Origin of the sequence: Pseudocnuella soli (assembly GCF_004347775.1) — a bacterium.
Classification (GTDB): Bacteria; Bacteroidota; Bacteroidia; order Chitinophagales; family Chitinophagaceae; genus Flavisolibacter; species Flavisolibacter aquaticus.
The window spans coordinates 1,229,059-1,245,137 of record NZ_CP037755.1 but is presented as its reverse complement, the minus strand read 5'-3'; the positions used below and the strand labels follow the sequence as shown (position 1 = coordinate 1,245,137).

At 49.6% G+C, this 16,079-nt stretch carries 19 protein-coding genes; 10 read left to right on the top strand and 9 right to left on the bottom strand.

Translation table 11 applies throughout. From position 1 onward, the window contains the following. The first annotated feature begins 20 nt into the window (after window positions 1-20). Window positions 21-179: a hypothetical protein gene (locus tag EPD17_RS19880; protein ID WP_155523229.1), complete on the top strand. Its 159-nt coding sequence runs from the start codon at window positions 21-23 to the stop codon at window positions 177-179. A 433-nt stretch (window positions 180-612) separates the two neighbouring features. Continuing rightward, window positions 613-1,491: an SDR family NAD(P)-dependent oxidoreductase gene (locus EPD17_RS05305; protein WP_132052374.1), complete on the top strand. Its 879-nt coding sequence runs from the start codon at window positions 613-615 to the stop codon at window positions 1,489-1,491. A 92-nt stretch (window positions 1,492-1,583) separates the two neighbouring features. Here the strand turns inward: EPD17_RS05305 and EPD17_RS05300 are convergent, their stop codons facing one another. Together EPD17_RS05300 and EPD17_RS05295 are read right to left on the bottom strand one after the other, a co-directional pair. Continuing rightward, a complete protein-coding gene (locus EPD17_RS05300; RefSeq protein ID WP_114237358.1) occupies window positions 1,584-1,952 on the bottom strand; it encodes a response regulator in 369 nt (122 codons plus the stop codon). A gap of 117 nt (window positions 1,953-2,069) precedes the next feature. After that, complete coding sequence (locus tag EPD17_RS05295) at window positions 2,070-2,327, bottom strand: KTSC domain-containing protein (protein ID WP_114237306.1); 258 nt, start codon at window positions 2,325-2,327, stop codon at window positions 2,070-2,072. Between the two features lie 432 nt (window positions 2,328-2,759). On the opposite strand from EPD17_RS05295, the gene EPD17_RS05290 reads away from it, so the two are divergent. Beyond that, window positions 2,760-3,494 carry a DNA-formamidopyrimidine glycosylase family protein gene (locus EPD17_RS05290; RefSeq protein WP_132052372.1) on the top strand — a complete coding sequence of 245 codons (735 nt, stop codon included), beginning with the start codon at window positions 2,760-2,762 and terminating at the stop codon, window positions 3,492-3,494. A gap of 219 nt (window positions 3,495-3,713) precedes the next feature. Next, the gene (locus EPD17_RS05285) at window positions 3,714-4,421 is read left to right on the top strand and encodes a phosphatase PAP2 family protein (protein ID WP_114237308.1); all 708 of its coding nucleotides are present in this window, start codon (window positions 3,714-3,716) and stop codon (window positions 4,419-4,421) included. Between the two features lie 156 nt (window positions 4,422-4,577). On the opposite strand, the gene EPD17_RS05280 is transcribed toward EPD17_RS05285, so the two are convergent. Continuing rightward, the gene (locus EPD17_RS05280; protein ID WP_132052370.1) at window positions 4,578-4,784 is read right to left on the bottom strand and encodes a hypothetical protein; all 207 of its coding nucleotides are present in this window, start codon (window positions 4,782-4,784) and stop codon (window positions 4,578-4,580) included. Between the two features lie 315 nt (window positions 4,785-5,099). Between EPD17_RS05280 and EPD17_RS05275 the strand changes: the two genes are divergently transcribed. Continuing rightward, window positions 5,100-6,740, top strand: a complete 1,641-nt coding sequence (locus tag EPD17_RS05275; RefSeq protein ID WP_114237359.1) for an ABC-F family ATP-binding cassette domain-containing protein — start codon at window positions 5,100-5,102, stop codon at window positions 6,738-6,740. A gap of 256 nt (window positions 6,741-6,996) precedes the next feature. Here the strand turns inward: EPD17_RS05275 and EPD17_RS05270 are convergent, their stop codons facing one another. The 4 genes from EPD17_RS05270 to EPD17_RS05260 form a co-directional block, all read right to left on the bottom strand. Next, window positions 6,997-7,641 carry a porin family protein gene (locus tag EPD17_RS05270; protein WP_132052368.1) on the bottom strand — a complete coding sequence of 215 codons (645 nt, stop codon included), beginning with the start codon at window positions 7,639-7,641 and terminating at the stop codon, window positions 6,997-6,999. A 138-nt stretch (window positions 7,642-7,779) separates the two neighbouring features. Further along, window positions 7,780-8,574: a DUF1206 domain-containing protein gene (locus EPD17_RS05265; RefSeq protein ID WP_132052366.1), complete on the bottom strand. Its 795-nt coding sequence runs from the start codon at window positions 8,572-8,574 to the stop codon at window positions 7,780-7,782. Between the two features lie 44 nt (window positions 8,575-8,618). Further along, entirely contained in the window at window positions 8,619-8,777 is a 159-nt protein-coding gene (locus tag EPD17_RS19875) for a hypothetical protein (RefSeq protein WP_165929532.1), read from the bottom strand. Between the two features lie 99 nt (window positions 8,778-8,876). Next, on the bottom strand, window positions 8,877-9,353 hold the full coding sequence (locus EPD17_RS05260) for a DUF4920 domain-containing protein (protein WP_162303932.1): 477 nt from the start codon (window positions 9,351-9,353) through the stop codon (window positions 8,877-8,879). Here EPD17_RS05260 and EPD17_RS19870 point away from each other — a divergent pair. From EPD17_RS19870 to EPD17_RS05240, 5 genes are all read left to right on the top strand, one after another. Then, window positions 9,352-9,591, top strand: coding sequence for a hypothetical protein (locus tag EPD17_RS19870; RefSeq protein WP_165929531.1), 240 nt, complete (start codon window positions 9,352-9,354; stop codon window positions 9,589-9,591). The two genes, EPD17_RS05260 and EPD17_RS19870, sit on opposite strands and share 2 nt — an antisense overlap. Before the next feature lie 133 nt (window positions 9,592-9,724). Then, the gene (recA, locus tag EPD17_RS05255) at window positions 9,725-10,726 is read left to right on the top strand and encodes a recombinase RecA (RefSeq protein WP_114237313.1); all 1,002 of its coding nucleotides are present in this window, start codon (window positions 9,725-9,727) and stop codon (window positions 10,724-10,726) included. 316 nt (window positions 10,727-11,042) lie between these two features. Then, entirely contained in the window at window positions 11,043-11,498 is a 456-nt protein-coding gene (locus EPD17_RS05250) for a methylglyoxal synthase (protein WP_114237314.1), read from the top strand. 155 nt (window positions 11,499-11,653) lie between these two features. After that, window positions 11,654-13,681 carry an excinuclease ABC subunit UvrB gene (gene uvrB / locus EPD17_RS05245; RefSeq protein WP_132052362.1) on the top strand — a complete coding sequence of 676 codons (2,028 nt, stop codon included), beginning with the start codon at window positions 11,654-11,656 and terminating at the stop codon, window positions 13,679-13,681. Between the two features lie 136 nt (window positions 13,682-13,817). Beyond that, window positions 13,818-14,459: an HAD family hydrolase gene (locus EPD17_RS05240; RefSeq protein ID WP_132052360.1), complete on the top strand. Its 642-nt coding sequence runs from the start codon at window positions 13,818-13,820 to the stop codon at window positions 14,457-14,459. Window positions 14,460-14,478: 19 nt separating this feature from the next. On the opposite strand, the gene EPD17_RS05235 is transcribed toward EPD17_RS05240, so the two are convergent. Together EPD17_RS05235 and EPD17_RS05230 are read right to left on the bottom strand one after the other, a co-directional pair. After that, window positions 14,479-15,345 carry a lipid A deacylase LpxR family protein gene (locus EPD17_RS05235; RefSeq protein ID WP_165929530.1) on the bottom strand — a complete coding sequence of 289 codons (867 nt, stop codon included), beginning with the start codon at window positions 15,343-15,345 and terminating at the stop codon, window positions 14,479-14,481. 194 nt (window positions 15,346-15,539) lie between these two features. After that, window positions 15,540-16,010 (bottom strand): regulatory protein RecX, encoded by a 471-nt coding sequence (locus EPD17_RS05230; RefSeq protein WP_132052356.1) that lies wholly within the window; start codon window positions 16,008-16,010, stop codon window positions 15,540-15,542. Window positions 16,011-16,079: the final 69 nt, after the last annotated feature.

Here is a 16,079-nt window from a genome sequence, read left to right as displayed (position 1 = left end):
GGTACTAAATACAACATACTATGGGATTACTGACACCAAAAGGAAAAAAAGGCGACGGCAAGAAAAATGCAGCGCCCAAGCCCGGCCAGCAATCAAAATTCATCCAGGGGCCCAACAGCAAAGGCCAGGCAAACGTGGGTAAAAAAGGCATGACCGGCGGCTCGCAGCGCGGAAGCTAACGGCATACCTCACCGATAACGGACAACAAACTGCAGGGCCGCAGGCCCGGTTGTAACACTTGATCCACATGATTAAAAAGGCTGTCCCCAGGGGCAGCTTTTTTTGTGGCAAAACCTGGAGTACGGCGACTGCGGGTTTACCACTTGTTTACTACTCAGGTAAAGAGCAAATACTTTTTTATTGAAAACAAATATTTTGCTCCGCTCTTCGGCTACGCTTCGCCAATTGGGTCAAATCATAATTAAGTGCCTTACCATCTTACTTGTAAAACGATTTGGCATTGGGGTGCACTTTGCCCAAGCTATTTCATCCAACAAGTTTTGATTTTCGATCATTTCCCCAACCGCTTTGCACCCAAAAACATTGTTGTTTTAAAATCGGCGTTCCGGCTGGCACAATCCTTTCTGCATCCACGTTTTAAAACAGTTAGCTATGACACGACTCAGGGGTAAAGTAGCCATCGTAACGGGTGGCGCTACCGGCATAGGCGAAGCCATTGTAAAGAAATTTGCCAAGGAAGGCGCTAAGGTGGTGGTGAATGGTTTTCCGGAAGACCCGGTAATGGATGTGGTGAATGAAATTACCAGCGGCGGCTGGGATGCAGTGGGCTTTTTGGGCGATGTATCGGAAGAAGGCAATGCCATGGCCTGCGTGCAATTTGCTGTAGAAACCTATGGCAAACTCGATATCCTCATCAACAACGCCGGCGTTTTCCCGGTCATGGAAATGATTGAAAACTACCCGACCAAGGCGTTTGAATACCTGATGAAAAATAATGTCCGCACCGCATTTTTGATGACCAAATACGCTATCCCCGAATTGCAGAAAACCAAGGGCTGTATTATTTGTGCCGGCTCTGAGGCAGGCATGATCGGCCTGGGCGAGAATGCAGTGTATGGCGGCACCAAAGGATTTATACATGCGTTTACCAGGGGCGTAGCGGTGGAGCAGGCCAAGCACGGCGTGCGGGCCAACTGTGTGTGCCCCGGCGCCATTGATACCGCATGGACGCATAAGGAAACCGGCCCCATGAAAAAGAAACACGAAACCATGATTGTGGAAGGCACGCCGCTGGGCCGCCGTGGTACACCGGAGGAAATTGCCAATGCTTACCTGTTCCTGGCTTCCGACGAGGCATCTTTTATAACCGGCACGCTGTTTCAGGTGGATGGCGGCATCACCATTGCCAAAGGCGCGGTGGGCAAAGAGGCAGAGAAAGCCGCGAAGAAAGAACCTTCCGGCGAGCTGTTGCTGAGGCACAAAAAAGAAGGTGCTACTGATATGTTGCGCGGCGAGCAAAAGGATATTTAGCACCGCAGTGCCCTTGCAAAAAAAGGCGCAAAGCAACACCGAGAAATTTCCTTGTGTTGCTTTGCGCCTTTCCGCCTTGGTGGTCCAAAAACTTACAACTCCGTCTTGGGCACCAGAAACTTTTCGATTTTATCTAGCACGTCTTTTTCCCGGAACGGTTTGGCTAAAAAATCATCCGCGCCGTACTCCTCCATGCCTTTTTGCGCAGCGGGGTGCCCCGACAGCATGATGATGGGAATATCTTTATGTTCGGACGATTTTAGCTTGCGGCAAATATGCCGGCCATCGGCACCCGAAAGCAGCACATCCATCAAAATCAGGTCGGGTTTTTCGGCGGCTACCTGTTGGTAAACTTCATGTTCGTGTACGGCGGTAGCCGTTTGGTATCCGCGCTTTTTCAGGATCATCTGGAGTACGGTCAGCACATCCGGGTCGTCATCAATGATCAGTATTCTTTCCATGCCAATTTCGTTGTGCAAAAGGGTGCTACTGGGTTAAAAAAGCCTGGCAGGCCAGGCGTGGTGCCGCATAGGTGAGGCGGCGTTAAAGTTACATATTTAGGTGTTTGCAAGGGTTGCTCAGGCCTCTCGTATTTTTTCGGATGAAAACTGGTTTTTAATATACTCGTTGAAAAATGATCCTGCCGATCCTTCGCATTCGATGTAGAGTTGAAAGATCTTCCATAGTCTTGGCGGCACGTTCTGGTACCGATACACATTGCCGGTGCGGAATTCAATTTCCAGCGTTTTATCTTTTTCCGAATACTCCATCCGGTGGATGGTCTGCGACTTTGCAGTAAACAGGGCCTGGCTCATGGCAATGCGTTCTTTATCCAAGATGAGCTAAAAAAATTGGGCCAAGGAGGGAGTGAGTGGGGAGTTGATAGTTGATAGTTGATAGTTGGTAGTTGACAGTTGACAGTCGGGAGTTCCGAGTTGGAAGTGTACATTTTGAATTTGGGTTTGCATTTATAGGTTTGTAGTTATAGCCAATCCTTCAAACAAAGCCCCGTCATTGCGAGGCGCCGTCGTGTTTACAAAAACTGCCACTTCAATGCGCCGAAGCAATCCCCAATTGATCATAGGCCGTTCCAATTATCCCACAGCCAAGGAAACAAATAAGGTAAAAACTATTTTACACATTAAACCACACAACACATAGGCCAATTACACATCCCTACTATCAACTACCGACTCTGAACTCCAGACTATCAACTATCAACTATCACCTCCTCCCCTCCTTGCACGCCTTTTGCAACTCCGCACCACATGGAAGGACCATCACTAGTGTTGCTCAAAGAAGAAGCCAGCAAGTTTGTAGGCAAAAGAATTGATGCCGCAGAAGGCACCAGCAAACTGGACATGGATTTTATCAGCGGGCAAAAACTTACCGGAATAAACACCTGGGGCAAACACCTGCTGCTATCGCTGGAAAGGGACACCATCCGCATTCATTACCTCATGTTTGGCAACTATTACATCGATAGCCGCCACCCTGAAAAAGAACCCAAGATGTCGCTGTATTTTGCCAACGGACAATGGCATCATTACAGTTGCGCCGTTAAGCTGCTCAACACCACCACCCCCGATGCCCTTTACGATTGGAGTACCGACGTAATGAACGATGCATGGAGCACTAATAAAACAATAGCGAAATTGAAGGATATGCCCCATCGCCAGGCCGATGATCTGTTGCTGGACCAGCAGGTATTTTCAGGCGTGGGCAACATCATTAAAAACGAAGTGCTCCACCGCATTGGCGTACACCCCGAAAGCAAGATCGGCGCAATGCCAAATCCAAAACTGAAAGCACTGGTTACAGAAGCCCGGCACTACAGTTTTCAATTTCTTGACTGGAAACGTGAAGGCACCCTGCGCCAGCACTGGCTGGCCCACACCAAAAAAACATGTAGCCGTTGTGGCGGTCCCATCACCAAACAACACACCGGCATCACCCCGCGGCGTAGCTTTTTTTGCACCAATTGCCAGGTGAAGTATGGGTAGAGTCCGAAGTCGGATGTCCGAAGTCGGAAGACGATGCGGGTTGTGGGTTAAGTGAACTGCAAGTAGAAAAGTACCGAACCATTTTATCAAAAACAAAACAGTTCCTCCTAACTCCTAACTCCCGACTTTCAACTCCAAACTTGCCTTTAAAAACTCTTCTTCCGACTTCCGACCACGGACTTCCAACTTCTTTCGCACAGCATTTGCATATGCACCAGCATGGTAAGGAAAAGAGTAAAAAAGTTCTGGGCGTCGCTGGCACTGTTATCCGCCGAAGTGGTGGTGGTAACAGGCCTGCTGATTGGCGCGGTGGTGCTGTTTGCATACATGGTGCGCCGGGTGTTTATTCTGCAAAACAACAATTTCGACGAAAGCATCTTTGAAGCATTGACGCCCTACCACACCGAGACCAATAACAAGATCATGACTGCCATTACTTTCCTGGGCAAGCATGAGTTCCTGATTCCCGCCAACATAGCATTGATCCTTTGGTTTTTGCTGGTGCGCAAACGTAAATGGTATTCCATCCGGGTGCCGGCCGTAGCGCTTAGCTCATTGGGGTTGATGTTTTTACTCAAAAACGTATTCAACCGGGCAAGACCCGAAGTGCCCCTGCTGGAGGCGGCCCGTGGTCTTTCTTTTCCCAGCGGTCATGCGCTGATGAGCGTTACATTTTATGGCCTGCTCATTTACACCGTATACCACTTGTGGAAGAACAAAACGGCCAAATGGGCCATGATCACGTTTTTGGTGATCCTGATTATCCTCATTGGCTTTAGCCGCATTTACCTGAAAGTGCACTACACCAGCGATGTGCTGGCCGGCTTCGCTATGGGTTTGATGTGGCTTTTTCTATCGCTTTGGATACTGGAAAATATGGAGCGCTATAGCCGCCGCAAACTGCAGCCGATTGTGGAGCAGGCGTGAGGAAGAATTGGAGGTGATGGATGATAGATGGTGGATGATAGTGAAAAGCCAAGAAACGTTTCACCATCACTGACAGACATTTTCTACTAAAAAGTATAACGATGCCAACACTTCATTACTTACATCCATCATCTATCATCCATCATCTTCCCCCAGCTAATTCCGTTGTTGCAAATCCACCCGGTCCTCGCCTTTGGCGGTGTCGGTTTCAGGGGTGTAGTTGTAGCCGGTATCCTGCATGGCGCCGTTCTGGTCCACGGGTTTGATGCCGTCATTTACGGCACCGCTTTCGCCGGGGTTGTTGTTGCTGGCATTGCAGGCCACCAAAAGGGCCGCACTTAAAATGATCGCTGCTATTTTCATGTTGTTTGTTTTAATGAATAGCCAGTGGTACAACTATTTTGCCACCCTGCTTCGGGGTTTTGCAATGCATCCAACCAACCCATTCTTAAATCCGGCTCGGTTCCCGGCTTCTATTCGCTACAGAAAACTTTTTACAAACCCGCCCCGCAAAACATTTCCGCTCCCAACTAATTTTCCCAACAGTTCCCGAAGCTTTTTGTTTGCCTATTCTTAACGAAAAAGCCCCATGTAAGCAAGCTGAAAATTGGTACCTTTGCCCGCCGTTTGCAATCCCGCTTTTTGGGGCGCAGCAAGGGCAAAAACACATTTAGCATCATGATTTCTGTAAATAATGTATCGCTTTCCTTTGGCAAAAGGGTTTTGTTCGATGAAGTGAACATCAACTTCACCAAGGGCAACTGTTATGGCGTGATCGGGGCCAACGGCGCCGGCAAGTCTACTTTTTTAAAAATATTGTCCGGCGAAATTGAGCCGAACAAAGGCCGTGTGGAAATCACCAAGGGTGAACGCATGTCTTTTTTAAAGCAAAACCAGTTTGAGTTTGACGAGCAAACCGTATTGAACACCGTGCTGATGGGCCACAAAAAAATGTGGGACGTAATGCATGAAAAAGACGCCATTTATGCCGACCCCGACGCTACCGAAGCCGACTACATGAAAGCCGGTGAGCTGGAAGCCGAGTTTGGCGAAATGGGCGGCTACACCGCCGAAAGCGATGCGGCTACTTTCCTGAGCGGCTTGGGCATTCGCGAAGAAATGCACCAGATGCTGATGCGGGATATTCCATCGAACATGAAAGTGCGGGTATTGCTGGCGCAGGCGCTTTTTGGCAACCCCGATATCCTGCTGCTCGATGAACCGACCAACGGCCTGGATATTGAAACCATTTCCTGGCTTGAAAACTTCTTGGCCGATTACGAAAACATCGTACTGGTAGTGAGCCACGACCGTCACTTTCTGGATGCCGTGTGCACCCACGTGGCCGATGTGGACCGCGCCAAGATCAAAGTATTTACCGGCAACTACACCTTCTGGTACGAATCGAGCCAGTTGATGGCCCGCCAGATCAACGATAAGAATAAAAAGACCGAAGAAAAGCGCCAGGCCCTTTTGGACTTTATTGCACGCTTTTCGGCCAACGCCTCTAAATCAAAGCAAGCTACCTCGCGGAAAAAGGCTTTGGAAAAGCTTACCATCGAAGAGATCGAGCCTTCCAACCGCCGCTACCCGGGTATTATCTTCCAGCCGCAGCGCGAAGTGGGCAACCAGATCCTGAACGTGGAGCACCTCAGTGCCTCGGTTGAAGGACGTACGCTTTTTAGCAAAGTAAATTTCAGCGTAAATAAAGGCGATAAAATTGCCTTCCTGAGCCGCGACCCGCTGGCAGTGACTACGTTTTTCGAAATCATCAATGGCGAGAAAGAAGCCAGTGGTGGCAAATTTGAGTGGGGCACCACTATTACCAAGGCTTACCTGCCGCTCGAAAACGCCGAATTTTTTGGCCCCGGCCTTAGCTTGATGGAGTGGCTGCGCCAATACGTGCCGCCACATGTTACCGATGCCGACGAACCGTTTCTGCGGGGCTTTTTGGGTAAAATGCTGTTCAGCGGCGATGATATTCAAAAGAAAACCAACGTATTGAGCGGTGGAGAAAAAGTACGCTGCATGATCAGCCGGATGATGCTGCAAAACCCCAACCTGATTGTGTTGGACCAACCCACCAACCACCTCGACTTGGAAAGCATCCAAAGCTTTAACGAAGGCTGTACCATATTCCCCGGTATTGTGCTGCTTACCTCGCATGACCACACGTTTATTCAAACCGTGGCCAACCGCGTAATTGAGCTGACGCCTAAAGGCATCATCGACCGGCTGATGACCTTTGATGAATACATGGAAGATGCTCGGGTGAAAGAGCTTCGCGAAGAACTGTACGAAGGTGCAGTACTGGTGTAAGTGAGTTGAGAGTTGTGAGTTACGAGTAGAAAGTAAACTTAAAACGATAGTAAAAACGCCGTTGAATGATTCAGCGGCGTTTTCTTTTTATAATGCAGAAGTATTTTGCATTGTCATCCTGAGCGCAGCGAAGGATCTGAGCCTGCACCAAGACCCATATCGGTATAATAAGGATCTACCATTTTTTCAACAGAGTGATTATATACAACGTTCAGATCCTTCGCTGCGCTCAGGATGACAAGACAGATCAACAGCTCTAAAATGCATATCCCACAAAAAACTGCACAACCCCATTTTTAAAATTGGTGGTTTCCGGGTTAAATGGCAGTGGATATGGGTTGGGATTGGTAGCAGCCGATTCCCATTTTTTATACAATTTTCCCAAGCCCAAATTGTAACGGCCGCCCACCACCAAACCTTTTACCGGCCTTAGTTCTATGCCACCGGCAAATCCATAATCAATGCGATTGAGCAGGTTGGTGATGGAACTGTCTTTTACGTTGTTGGAAAGTTTGCTGTTGAGCAAAAAGCCTACCTGCCCGCCCAGTTGCAGTTGCAAAAACTTGCCAACATTAAAGGTTGAAAGCTGCGGCAGGTAAATATAATCGTTGAGTACATCGGTGTTTTTACCGCCATTATCAAAGCTGTAGCCCTGGCGTGAAAAAACGATTTCGGAGCGGAAGCCGCGGCCGCTGCTGGGTGCCGGCGCATAAAATGCGCTGACCATAAACCCGCTTTTATTATTGGTGTTGATACCCGATCCGCTGGCGGTTACATAAGACCAATTGTAGCCCGCTTTTATGCCCAACTGGTTGCGGCTTGGGTTTAGCTTAGTTTCTTTTTGTGCCTGTACGGCAAATGCGGTAGTAGCCAGGATCAATCCCAGTATTGCTTTTCTCATTGCAGTTGTTTTAGTACTGCAAGAAACGGTACATCAATACAGATCGGGCCGCATTGTTGATGAGTTGAAGATTGGGCTGCATGAAAGGCGCCGCATGAGCGGTGAAATGTATTGGCGCAAACGGCTGTTTATTCTTTTTTAAAACCGTTCGTAACGGGCCCGCAAAAAATTAAAGATGCCATAAGCCACAAACCCCAGCCCCACGGCACCCAATAAATAAGAGCCCATTGGCGAACCCTCCAGGAACTGGAATGCCTCACTGGTATCACCTGCCTCCGATGCATTGGCATGCATGGCTGCACGCAGCAGCAGGTAAGCCAATATGATCCACACAATGCCGCGGGCTATATAGCCCACTTTCCCCGACCGCACCAGCAGCGAAGCATGCGGCGTATGCACCTGCCCTTCGTTTACATGCTTGCGGTATTGCTCCGTCCAGCCGTAATATAATTGGTAAATGCCGGTGCCCAGCATAATAAGCGCAACAATGCCCACCAGCCATTGCCCTCCGGGTTTATCGAGCAATGTAGCTGCAAGCGTTTGCTGACTGTTGCCGCCACCGCTGCTGCTTTTGCCCAACGCCATATTGAGTGCCGCCACGGCTACGCCTGCATAGCCCAGTCCGCTTAAAAAATAAAGGGCTCGTTTGCTTTTTTTATGTTCATGGCCATAAGCTGGTGCAAAGGCCTGTACCATGCGCCAGGCCACATAGCTAAACAACCCCACAGCTAGCAGCAGCAGCAGCGTACTGCCGGCCGGCGCATCACGCACCATTTTAAACACACCGCCACGGCTGGCATCGGCCGAGGCGCTGCCCAACTCAAATGCCGCCATAAAAGCCAGTATACCCAGCAGCATGTATACTATTCCTTTGGATGCATAACCGGCACGGGCTAATTTCTGAACACCTCTTTTTGCTTGCACTACTTGCATGGGTAGGAAATTTTAATCCTCATTTTTAAATAAAAGGCACTGGCTTAATTTCCACTAACGGGCAGGCTGTCGGTGCCCGGCGGCAGCGTATCCAATTGCCTGGTGCCGTCCACTTTTGCCGAATCGGTTTCCCGCTCTTTTTCGCTGCTGCTGGTATTGCAGCCAACGGCTGCTATTACCCATAAAATAAAAAGATAACGCATGGCAGTACCCGTTAAAACATTTGTGCCACCAACAAAAAAGGCCGGTGCATATGCACCGGCCTTTTTTTAAAAGCTATTTAATCTGTTCGAAACGGTAGTTTAATCTACCACCTGTACACCGGCGGCCACTACCTGCACGCCTTTTTCCGAACCTTTTATTTTTTCAATCTCCTCTTTCGATTTGCCGCCATCTTCTGCAAAATGTTTGCGCTGCGCTTCGGTTACTTCTTTCACTTTAGCGGTGCCGTCTACAATTACGGTTTTGCCCACCAGGTTTTGGGGCAAAAAGAACGAATGGTCCTTTGTTTTCACCATTACAGAAGTGCCGTCCGCTTTTTCCACCTTAAACCAACAGCCCATGGCCTGGCACACTTCGGTAACCTTGCCCGTAATGCGGCCATTGAATTCATCGTTGGTCATTTTTTGATCCAACTGGTCAATGGTAATCGGGGCTTGTTTTGTTTTGGCCAGTGTGCCATAGGTTACGCCTTTGGCTGCAGGCTTGATATCGCTTTCCTGCGCTCCGGCTGCTACAACTACAGAAAGTGCAAACAGGGAAAAAAGCAGCTTTTTCATGATGGAAGATTGTTTGTTGAATGGTAAAATTTGCTGCGGAAAGATAATCATTTATCCAGTTGCGTTATTTACAGTGGTGTTAAACACACAACCCGCCATTAATAGGCATTGGGCAGGCAAAGCATTTTTTTACCCAACGAAAAGCAACCCATTTACAGTATTGCAGCCCTCAAAAAACGGTGCTTATTTTGCACCAATCATGGCGCTAAAAACCAGCCGGTCTTTAACCTATTTTTAAACGGAAAAAAAGGAAGAAAAAGCCCTTTTCTTTGCTAAAATCATTAGCTTTACAACGCAAAAAAATCCCGGCACAACGGGATAAAAAATGCCTATTTTTAAGGACCCCTTCTTTATTTTTTCAAAACAACAACATGTCTAATAGCGAAAAATTAAAAGCGCTGAAACTTACCATTGACAAGATCGACAAAGACTTTGGCAAGGGCAGCGTAATGATGATGAACGAACGTGGCGAACAGCAGCAGGAAGTGATCTCTACCGGATCCATTGGCCTGGATGCCGCCCTTGGTATTGGCGGACTGCCTAAAGGCCGTGTGATCGAGATCTACGGTCCGGAAAGCTCGGGTAAAACCACCATTGCCACCCACGTTATTGCCGAAGCACAAAAGAAAGGCGGCATGTGTGCCATCATCGATGCCGAGCATGCTTTTGACAGCATCTATGCACAAAAGCTGGGCGTGGACATCGACAACCTGCTGATATCGCAGCCCGACTATGGCGAGCAGGCGCTGGAAATTGCCGACCGCCTGATCTTGTCCGGCGCGCTGGATGTGGTGGTGATTGACTCCGTAGCCGCACTGGTGCCCAAAGGCGAACTGGAAGGCGAAATGGGCGACTCCAAGATGGGCTTACAAGCCCGCCTGATGTCGCAAGCCCTGCGTAAGCTCACGGCCACCATTTCCAAAACCAACACCATTTGCATCTTTATCAACCAGCTGCGCGAAAAGATCGGGGTAATGTTTGGCAACCCCGAAACCACCACCGGTGGTAACGCCCTGAAGTTCTATGCTTCGGTGCGCCTCGATATCCGCCGCATGACGCAGATTAAAGACGGTGAAGAAGCCGTGGGTAACCGCGTAAAAGTAAAAGTGGTGAAAAACAAGGTAGCGCCTCCGTTCCGCGTGGCCGAGTTTGACATCATCTTTGGCGAAGGCGTTTCCAAAATTGGCGAGATCCTCGACATTGGCGTAGAGATGGGCATTGTAAACAAAAGCGGAAGCTGGTTTAGCTACAACACCGATAAGCTGGGCCAGGGCCGCGAGGCGGTAAAACAACTGCTGAAAGACAATACCGAGCTGGCCAACGAGATCGAAACCAAGATCCGCGAAAAGCTGAAAGAAGCTGCAGCAGCGTAACACAAATTAGTTTTCGGCATAAAAAAAGGCCTGCGTATGCAGGCCTTTTTTGGTGTTACTAGGAGCGGTTGGGCTTTTCAAGTATGGATAAATCTGTTTAAATGGGCACGCTCTGGTTTTTCAACAATGTCTTTGCGTGGTTAAGGTTTTTATGGCTCGGCTGTTTTTATATCAAATACTTTGCCATATATATAAAACATTAACCATCAACATAGTTACAAAACAAGCACTTCCGTATTTTGGCCCTGATCGATATCATTTGGGCCCTTTGCCGGCCAGTAGCCCGGAATAATTAATTTCACCCAAAATTTCCAGCATGGCAGATATACGCAAAATTGGCCTCCGCAAACGCATTGCTTTGGTGGCCCACGATCACAAAAAAAAGGAACTAATAGACTGGGCAGTACAAAACCGCGACATGCTGGCTACCCACGAACTGCTGGCCACCGGCACCACCGGCAAATTGCTGGAAGAAAAACTGGATCTGCCTGTAAAAAAGCTGTACAGCGGCCCGCTGGGTGGCGACCAGCAAATTGGCTCCCTGATAGCCGAGGGGCATATTGACCTGATCGTGTTTTTTTGGGATCCCATGGAAGCGCAGCCCCACGACAGTGACGTAAAAGCGCTGCTGCGCCTGGCCGTGGCCTGGAACATCCTGATGGCCTGCAACCGCACCAGCGCCGATTTCTTGTTGACCTCCCCGTTGATGGATTCGGAATATACCATCATTACCCCCGATTACTCCGGCTACCTTACCCGTAAACTGGTATAAAAAAGGACGATGGCCTATAGGCGATGGGCGATGGACTTTTATTGTTCATCGCCCATTGTATGTATACAATGTAGCGGCGAAACTGAACAAAAATCGCTGGTAAAAAGAGGCATGTTTAACACGCTGAAAGCCTTGTGTGGCTTAAATTTGCGGGTATGCCCTTTCAATTGCAATCTCCTTACCAACCGGCTGGCGACCAGCCCTTTGCCATACAACAACTTACCGAAGGTATCATTGATGGCGACCCGCACCAGGTGCTGCTGGGTGTAACGGGCTCGGGTAAAACATTTACCATGGCCAACGTCATCAAAAACGTGCAAAAGCCCACCTTGGTGCTGACGCACAACAAGACGCTGGTGGCGCAACTATATGGCGAGTTCAAACAGTTTTTCCCCGATAACGCGGTGGAGTATTTCGTTTCGTACTACGACTATTACCAGCCCGAGGCTTATTTGCCCACCACCGATACCTACATTGAAAAAGACCTCAACATCAACGAGGAACTGGACAAGCTGCGGCTGCGGGCTACCACTTCGCTCCTTTCGGGCCGCCGCGACATTATCGTGGTGGCATCGGTGAGCTGCATTTACGGTATGGGTAACCCCACCGATTATGAGAGTGGCATTATCCGCATTGCTCAGGGCGACCGCCTGAGCCGGCAGGGCTTTTTGCATGCGCTGGTCAACTCGCTGTATACCCGCACTTCCATAGAATTTACCCGCGGTACATTCCGGGTAAAAGGCGATACGGTGGACATCAACCTACCCTATATGGACTTTGGTTACCGCGTTACATTTTTCGGTGATGAGATTGACTCCATCGAAAGCATCGACATTGCCTCGAATAAACGCATTGGCCGGCTGGATAACGCGGCCATTTTTCCCGCCAACCTGTACGTGGCGCCCAAGGACATGATGCAGCAGGTGATCTACGAGATCCAGGATGAAATGTCGGCGCAGGTGGAGTACTTTAAAAGCGTGGGCAAATTTATTGAAGCGCAGCGCCTGAAAGAGCGGGTGGATTATGACCTGGAGATGATCCGCGAACTGGGCTTTTGTAACGGCATTGAAAACTACAGCCGGTTTTTTGACCGCCGCAAACCCGGCACCCGCCCCTTCTGTTTGCTCGACTATTTCCCGAAAGATTATATCTGCATGATCGACGAAAGCCACCAGACCATTCCGCAGGTGAGCGGCATGTATGGCGGCGACCGCAGCCGCAAAATAACGTTGGTGGATTACGGTTTCCGGCTGCCCTCGGCGCTGGACAACCGGCCTTTAAACTTTCATGAATTTGAAGGCCTGATGAACCAGGTGATTTATGTAAGTGCTACTCCCGGCGACTACGAACTGGAGCAAACCGGCGGCGTGGTGGTGGAGCAGGTGGTGCGGCCTACCGGCCTGCTGGAACCGCCCATTGAAGTGCGCCCCAGCGTGAACCAGATCGACGACCTGCTGGACGAAATTGACAAGCGGGTAAAAAAAGGCGACCGGGTGTTGGTAACGACGCTAACCAAACGCATGGCGGAAGAAATGGACAAATACCTCAAACGCATCGACATTAAATCGAAATACATTCACTCGGATGTAGACACGCTGGAGCGCATTGAAATTCTGCGCGACCTGCGCCTGGGAAAGATTGATGTGCTGGTAGGTGTGAACCTGCTGCGGGAAGGGTTGGATTTACCGGAAGTTTCGCTGGTGGCTATTTTGGACGCGGATAAAGAAGGCTTTTTGCGCAACGAACGGTCGCTGACACAAACCGCCGGCCGTGCCGCTCGTAACTCGGAAGGGCTGGTGATTTTTTATGCCGATAAAATCACCGAAAGCATGCAGCGCACCATTGATGAAACGGGCCGCCGCCGCGAAAAGCAAATGGCTTATAACATTGAGCATGGCATTACGCCCACAACGGTTAAAAAATCGAAAGAGCAGATCATGGCGCAAACTTCGGTGCTCGACATCAAAGGCTACGACCCCGATTCGCCGTATGCACTGGAAGAAATTGTAACCAAAGCGGCAGAAGACGGCGACGAATACACCACCATTCCGCAAGTGGAAAAAGCGATTTCCAAAACCAAAAAAGAAATGGAAAAAGCAGCCCGGGATCTGGATTTTATGGAAGCCGCCAGGCTGCGCGATGAAATGTTTGGCCTACAGAAGAAATTGGAAGCGATGAAATGATCCCTTGCTTTTTTGAACCACAAAGACACAAAGAACACGAAGTAACACGAAGGATTTCCTTTGTGCTCCATTGTTTCTTCGTGCCTTCGTGGTTCAAAACAAATTCAACAAAAACCTTCTTTTCGTAATCTTGCCCATGCAAAATCTTCCTTTGCTCATATTCGACCTCGACGGCGTGCTGGTGGACAGCGAACCGCTTTCCGACCGGGAGTTTAATAAATGCCTGCAGGCCGATGGATTTGCCCTGACGCCGGAGTTCAGCAATAAATATTTCCTGGGCCGTTCGCTGCGCGACTGCCTACATTCCTTGGAAGATCATTTTGGCAGGCTGCCCTCCGAAGGTGTGCTGGAAGACTATGCCCAGAAAATTGAAGTGGTGCTGCGCAATGAGTTGCAACCCATTGCCCACATCCCCGAAGTGCTGCCGCAGTTGCCGCACCCCAAAGTAGTGGCTTCGGGCTCCGAGCCGCAGCGCATTGCGCTATCGCTGGAGGTAACGGGCCTGCGCAAATATTTTGAGCAAATCACCTCTTCTTACGAGGTGGCAAAAGGCAAACCCGAGCCGGATGTTTTTTTAAAAGCGGCCGAAAAAATGGGCTACGATCCAATGAATTGCCTGGTGATTGAAGACACTATTTTTGGTGTGCGGGCTGGCGTGGCTGCCGGCATGAAAGTGCTTTGTTACCAACCCCACCCCGATCATGTTTACGAAGTGCCCGAAGGCGTAGTGGTATTTCAAAGCATGGCGCAACTACCCGACTTAATAGCCGCCAGCTAATTTATTTCTTGCGTCCCATTTACCAGCGAAAAGACAACGCCGCCGTGCCCCAGTTTTCGGGCAGGTGCATGGTGGTGGCTTCACGGCCTTTATGCGTCATGGCTACCTGGATAGAAAAACGGCGAGGCGCCACAACCATCCCTGCCTGGTGCCTGGCCAGCAGCGGCCGTGGCGAGGTAGCAAACCGGTTATCGGCATGTTGCATCCAGCCGCCTTGTAGCGTAGCATTGTGGGCTTGCGCAATCAACTGCGGTTCGTAATAAACGTACCACTCACATCTTTTACCCGCATCCAGCATGCGGGCATCAAACGCCGCCGAACCCGAAGCTTTATTGAACCGGCCCATGCGCAGCAATGCACCCGTGCCGCCCTGCACAAACAGGTTGCCGAACTGGCCCTGCACGCTGCCATGCAACTGCATTCCAAATGATGGATTGCCTACCTGCAACAGGGGATGCACATAACGGGCTTCTGCATTGATCCCAACAGCAGTTTTCAATTGATTTTCCCAACCTAACGGCACCCGGAGCCGGAAGTTGTGGTGGTGCCAGCGCTGCACTTCTTTTCCAAAAGCCTTTTCACCCACTACGCCTATTTGTGCGCCCCACTGCAGCAGGCCACCGCCTGCATAAAAGCGACTGTGCAGCGCTTTCACATACAGGTAGCCGGTAAACGGGCGGTCCATGTCTTCGGCGTCGCCGGTATTAAAGCGGTAAGGTGTAAAAATCTGGTGGCCCAGTTCGGCGGTAAAGAGCCGCGGTTGGCCATTCGCCCCCGGCGGCAATGCATGCACATAGCGCAGCATAGTTCCGTTGGAATAATAGCGGTCGCGGAAAGTAAATGCGTAATTATCGTTTTCGCTAACGAGGGTAACCTGGTGGCTCATGCGCTTTTGTGCCTGTACGGCAGAAAAGCAAATTGTATTGAAGCAAAAAAATAGCAGCAGTTGGCAGCGGCGCATTTTGGCGGGGGTTCGGAAGCGCCAAGTTACCTTTTATTGCTCAGCTTGCAAATGCTGTTCGATGGGCGGCAAAAAACAGGCGGTCAGTCTGCATTTTAGCCATTTGCAGCGCCGTTTTTTTATTCAGTTAAATCTTTTAAGGCCTGGTTGATCAGGTGCGGTTCAAAACCGCGCTGCATGAGGAAGTCGCTCGTCTTTTTTTTACGCACCAGGTATTGTTCGCCCTTCAGGCCTTCGTATTTTTTTTCGGCAAGGGTGTACAGCGTTTTTAAATAGTCCCGTTCGTCGATGGCTTTGAGTGCTTTTTTGATGTTGTATTCGCTGACGCCTTTTTCTTTTAACCCGTATAAAATTTTCCTGCGCCCCCAGCTTTTCATCCTGAATTTACCGCCGGCAAATTGCTGCGCAAAACGTTCTTCGTTGAGGTAATCGCCTTCAATAAGCGCCACCACAATTTCATCGTGCTCCTTTTTGGCCACGCCCAAGTCCCAAAGTTTTTGCACCACCTCGCTGTGGCTGCGCTCCTGGTAAGCACAATATTGCTTGAGCTTTTGCAAGGCCTGTTCTTTGGTAAGGTATTTTTTTTGCATGGCGCTTGTTTGCAACGGCAGGTGGCACAAAATTGAAGTGGCGTAAAGATAGGCGCAGCTTCCAGTTTA

Coding starts and splice junctions, on each gene's coding strand:
- EPD17_RS19880 (WP_155523229.1), top strand. CDS start 21: ATGGGATTACTGACACCAAAAGGAAAAAAAGGCGACGGCAAGAAAAAT.
- EPD17_RS05305 (WP_132052374.1), top strand. CDS start 613: ATGACACGACTCAGGGGTAAAGTAGCCATCGTAACGGGTGGCGCTACC.
- EPD17_RS05300 (WP_114237358.1), bottom strand. CDS start 1,952: ATGGAAAGAATACTGATCATTGATGACGACCCGGATGTGCTGACCGTA.
- EPD17_RS05290 (WP_132052372.1), top strand. CDS start 2,760: ATGGAAGGACCATCACTAGTGTTGCTCAAAGAAGAAGCCAGCAAGTTT.
- EPD17_RS05285 (WP_114237308.1), top strand. CDS start 3,714: ATGGTAAGGAAAAGAGTAAAAAAGTTCTGGGCGTCGCTGGCACTGTTA.
- EPD17_RS05280 (WP_132052370.1), bottom strand. CDS start 4,784: ATGAAAATAGCAGCGATCATTTTAAGTGCGGCCCTTTTGGTGGCCTGC.
- EPD17_RS05275 (WP_114237359.1), top strand. CDS start 5,100: ATGATTTCTGTAAATAATGTATCGCTTTCCTTTGGCAAAAGGGTTTTG.
- EPD17_RS05270 (WP_132052368.1), bottom strand. CDS start 7,641: ATGAGAAAAGCAATACTGGGATTGATCCTGGCTACTACCGCATTTGCC.
- EPD17_RS05265 (WP_132052366.1), bottom strand. CDS start 8,574: ATGCAAGTAGTGCAAGCAAAAAGAGGTGTTCAGAAATTAGCCCGTGCC.
- EPD17_RS19875 (WP_165929532.1), bottom strand. CDS start 8,777: ATGCGTTATCTTTTTATTTTATGGGTAATAGCAGCCGTTGGCTGCAAT.
- EPD17_RS19870 (WP_165929531.1), top strand. CDS start 9,352: ATGATGGAAGATTGTTTGTTGAATGGTAAAATTTGCTGCGGAAAGATA.
- EPD17_RS05260 (WP_162303932.1), bottom strand. CDS start 9,353: ATGAAAAAGCTGCTTTTTTCCCTGTTTGCACTTTCTGTAGTTGTAGCA.
- recA (WP_114237313.1), top strand. CDS start 9,725: ATGTCTAATAGCGAAAAATTAAAAGCGCTGAAACTTACCATTGACAAG.
- EPD17_RS05250 (WP_114237314.1), top strand. CDS start 11,043: ATGGCAGATATACGCAAAATTGGCCTCCGCAAACGCATTGCTTTGGTG.
- uvrB (WP_132052362.1), top strand. CDS start 11,654: ATGCCCTTTCAATTGCAATCTCCTTACCAACCGGCTGGCGACCAGCCC.
- EPD17_RS05240 (WP_132052360.1), top strand. CDS start 13,818: ATGCAAAATCTTCCTTTGCTCATATTCGACCTCGACGGCGTGCTGGTG.
- EPD17_RS05235 (WP_165929530.1), bottom strand. CDS start 15,345: ATGAGCCACCAGGTTACCCTCGTTAGCGAAAACGATAATTACGCATTT.
- EPD17_RS05230 (WP_132052356.1), bottom strand. CDS start 16,010: ATGCAAAAAAAATACCTTACCAAAGAACAGGCCTTGCAAAAGCTCAAG.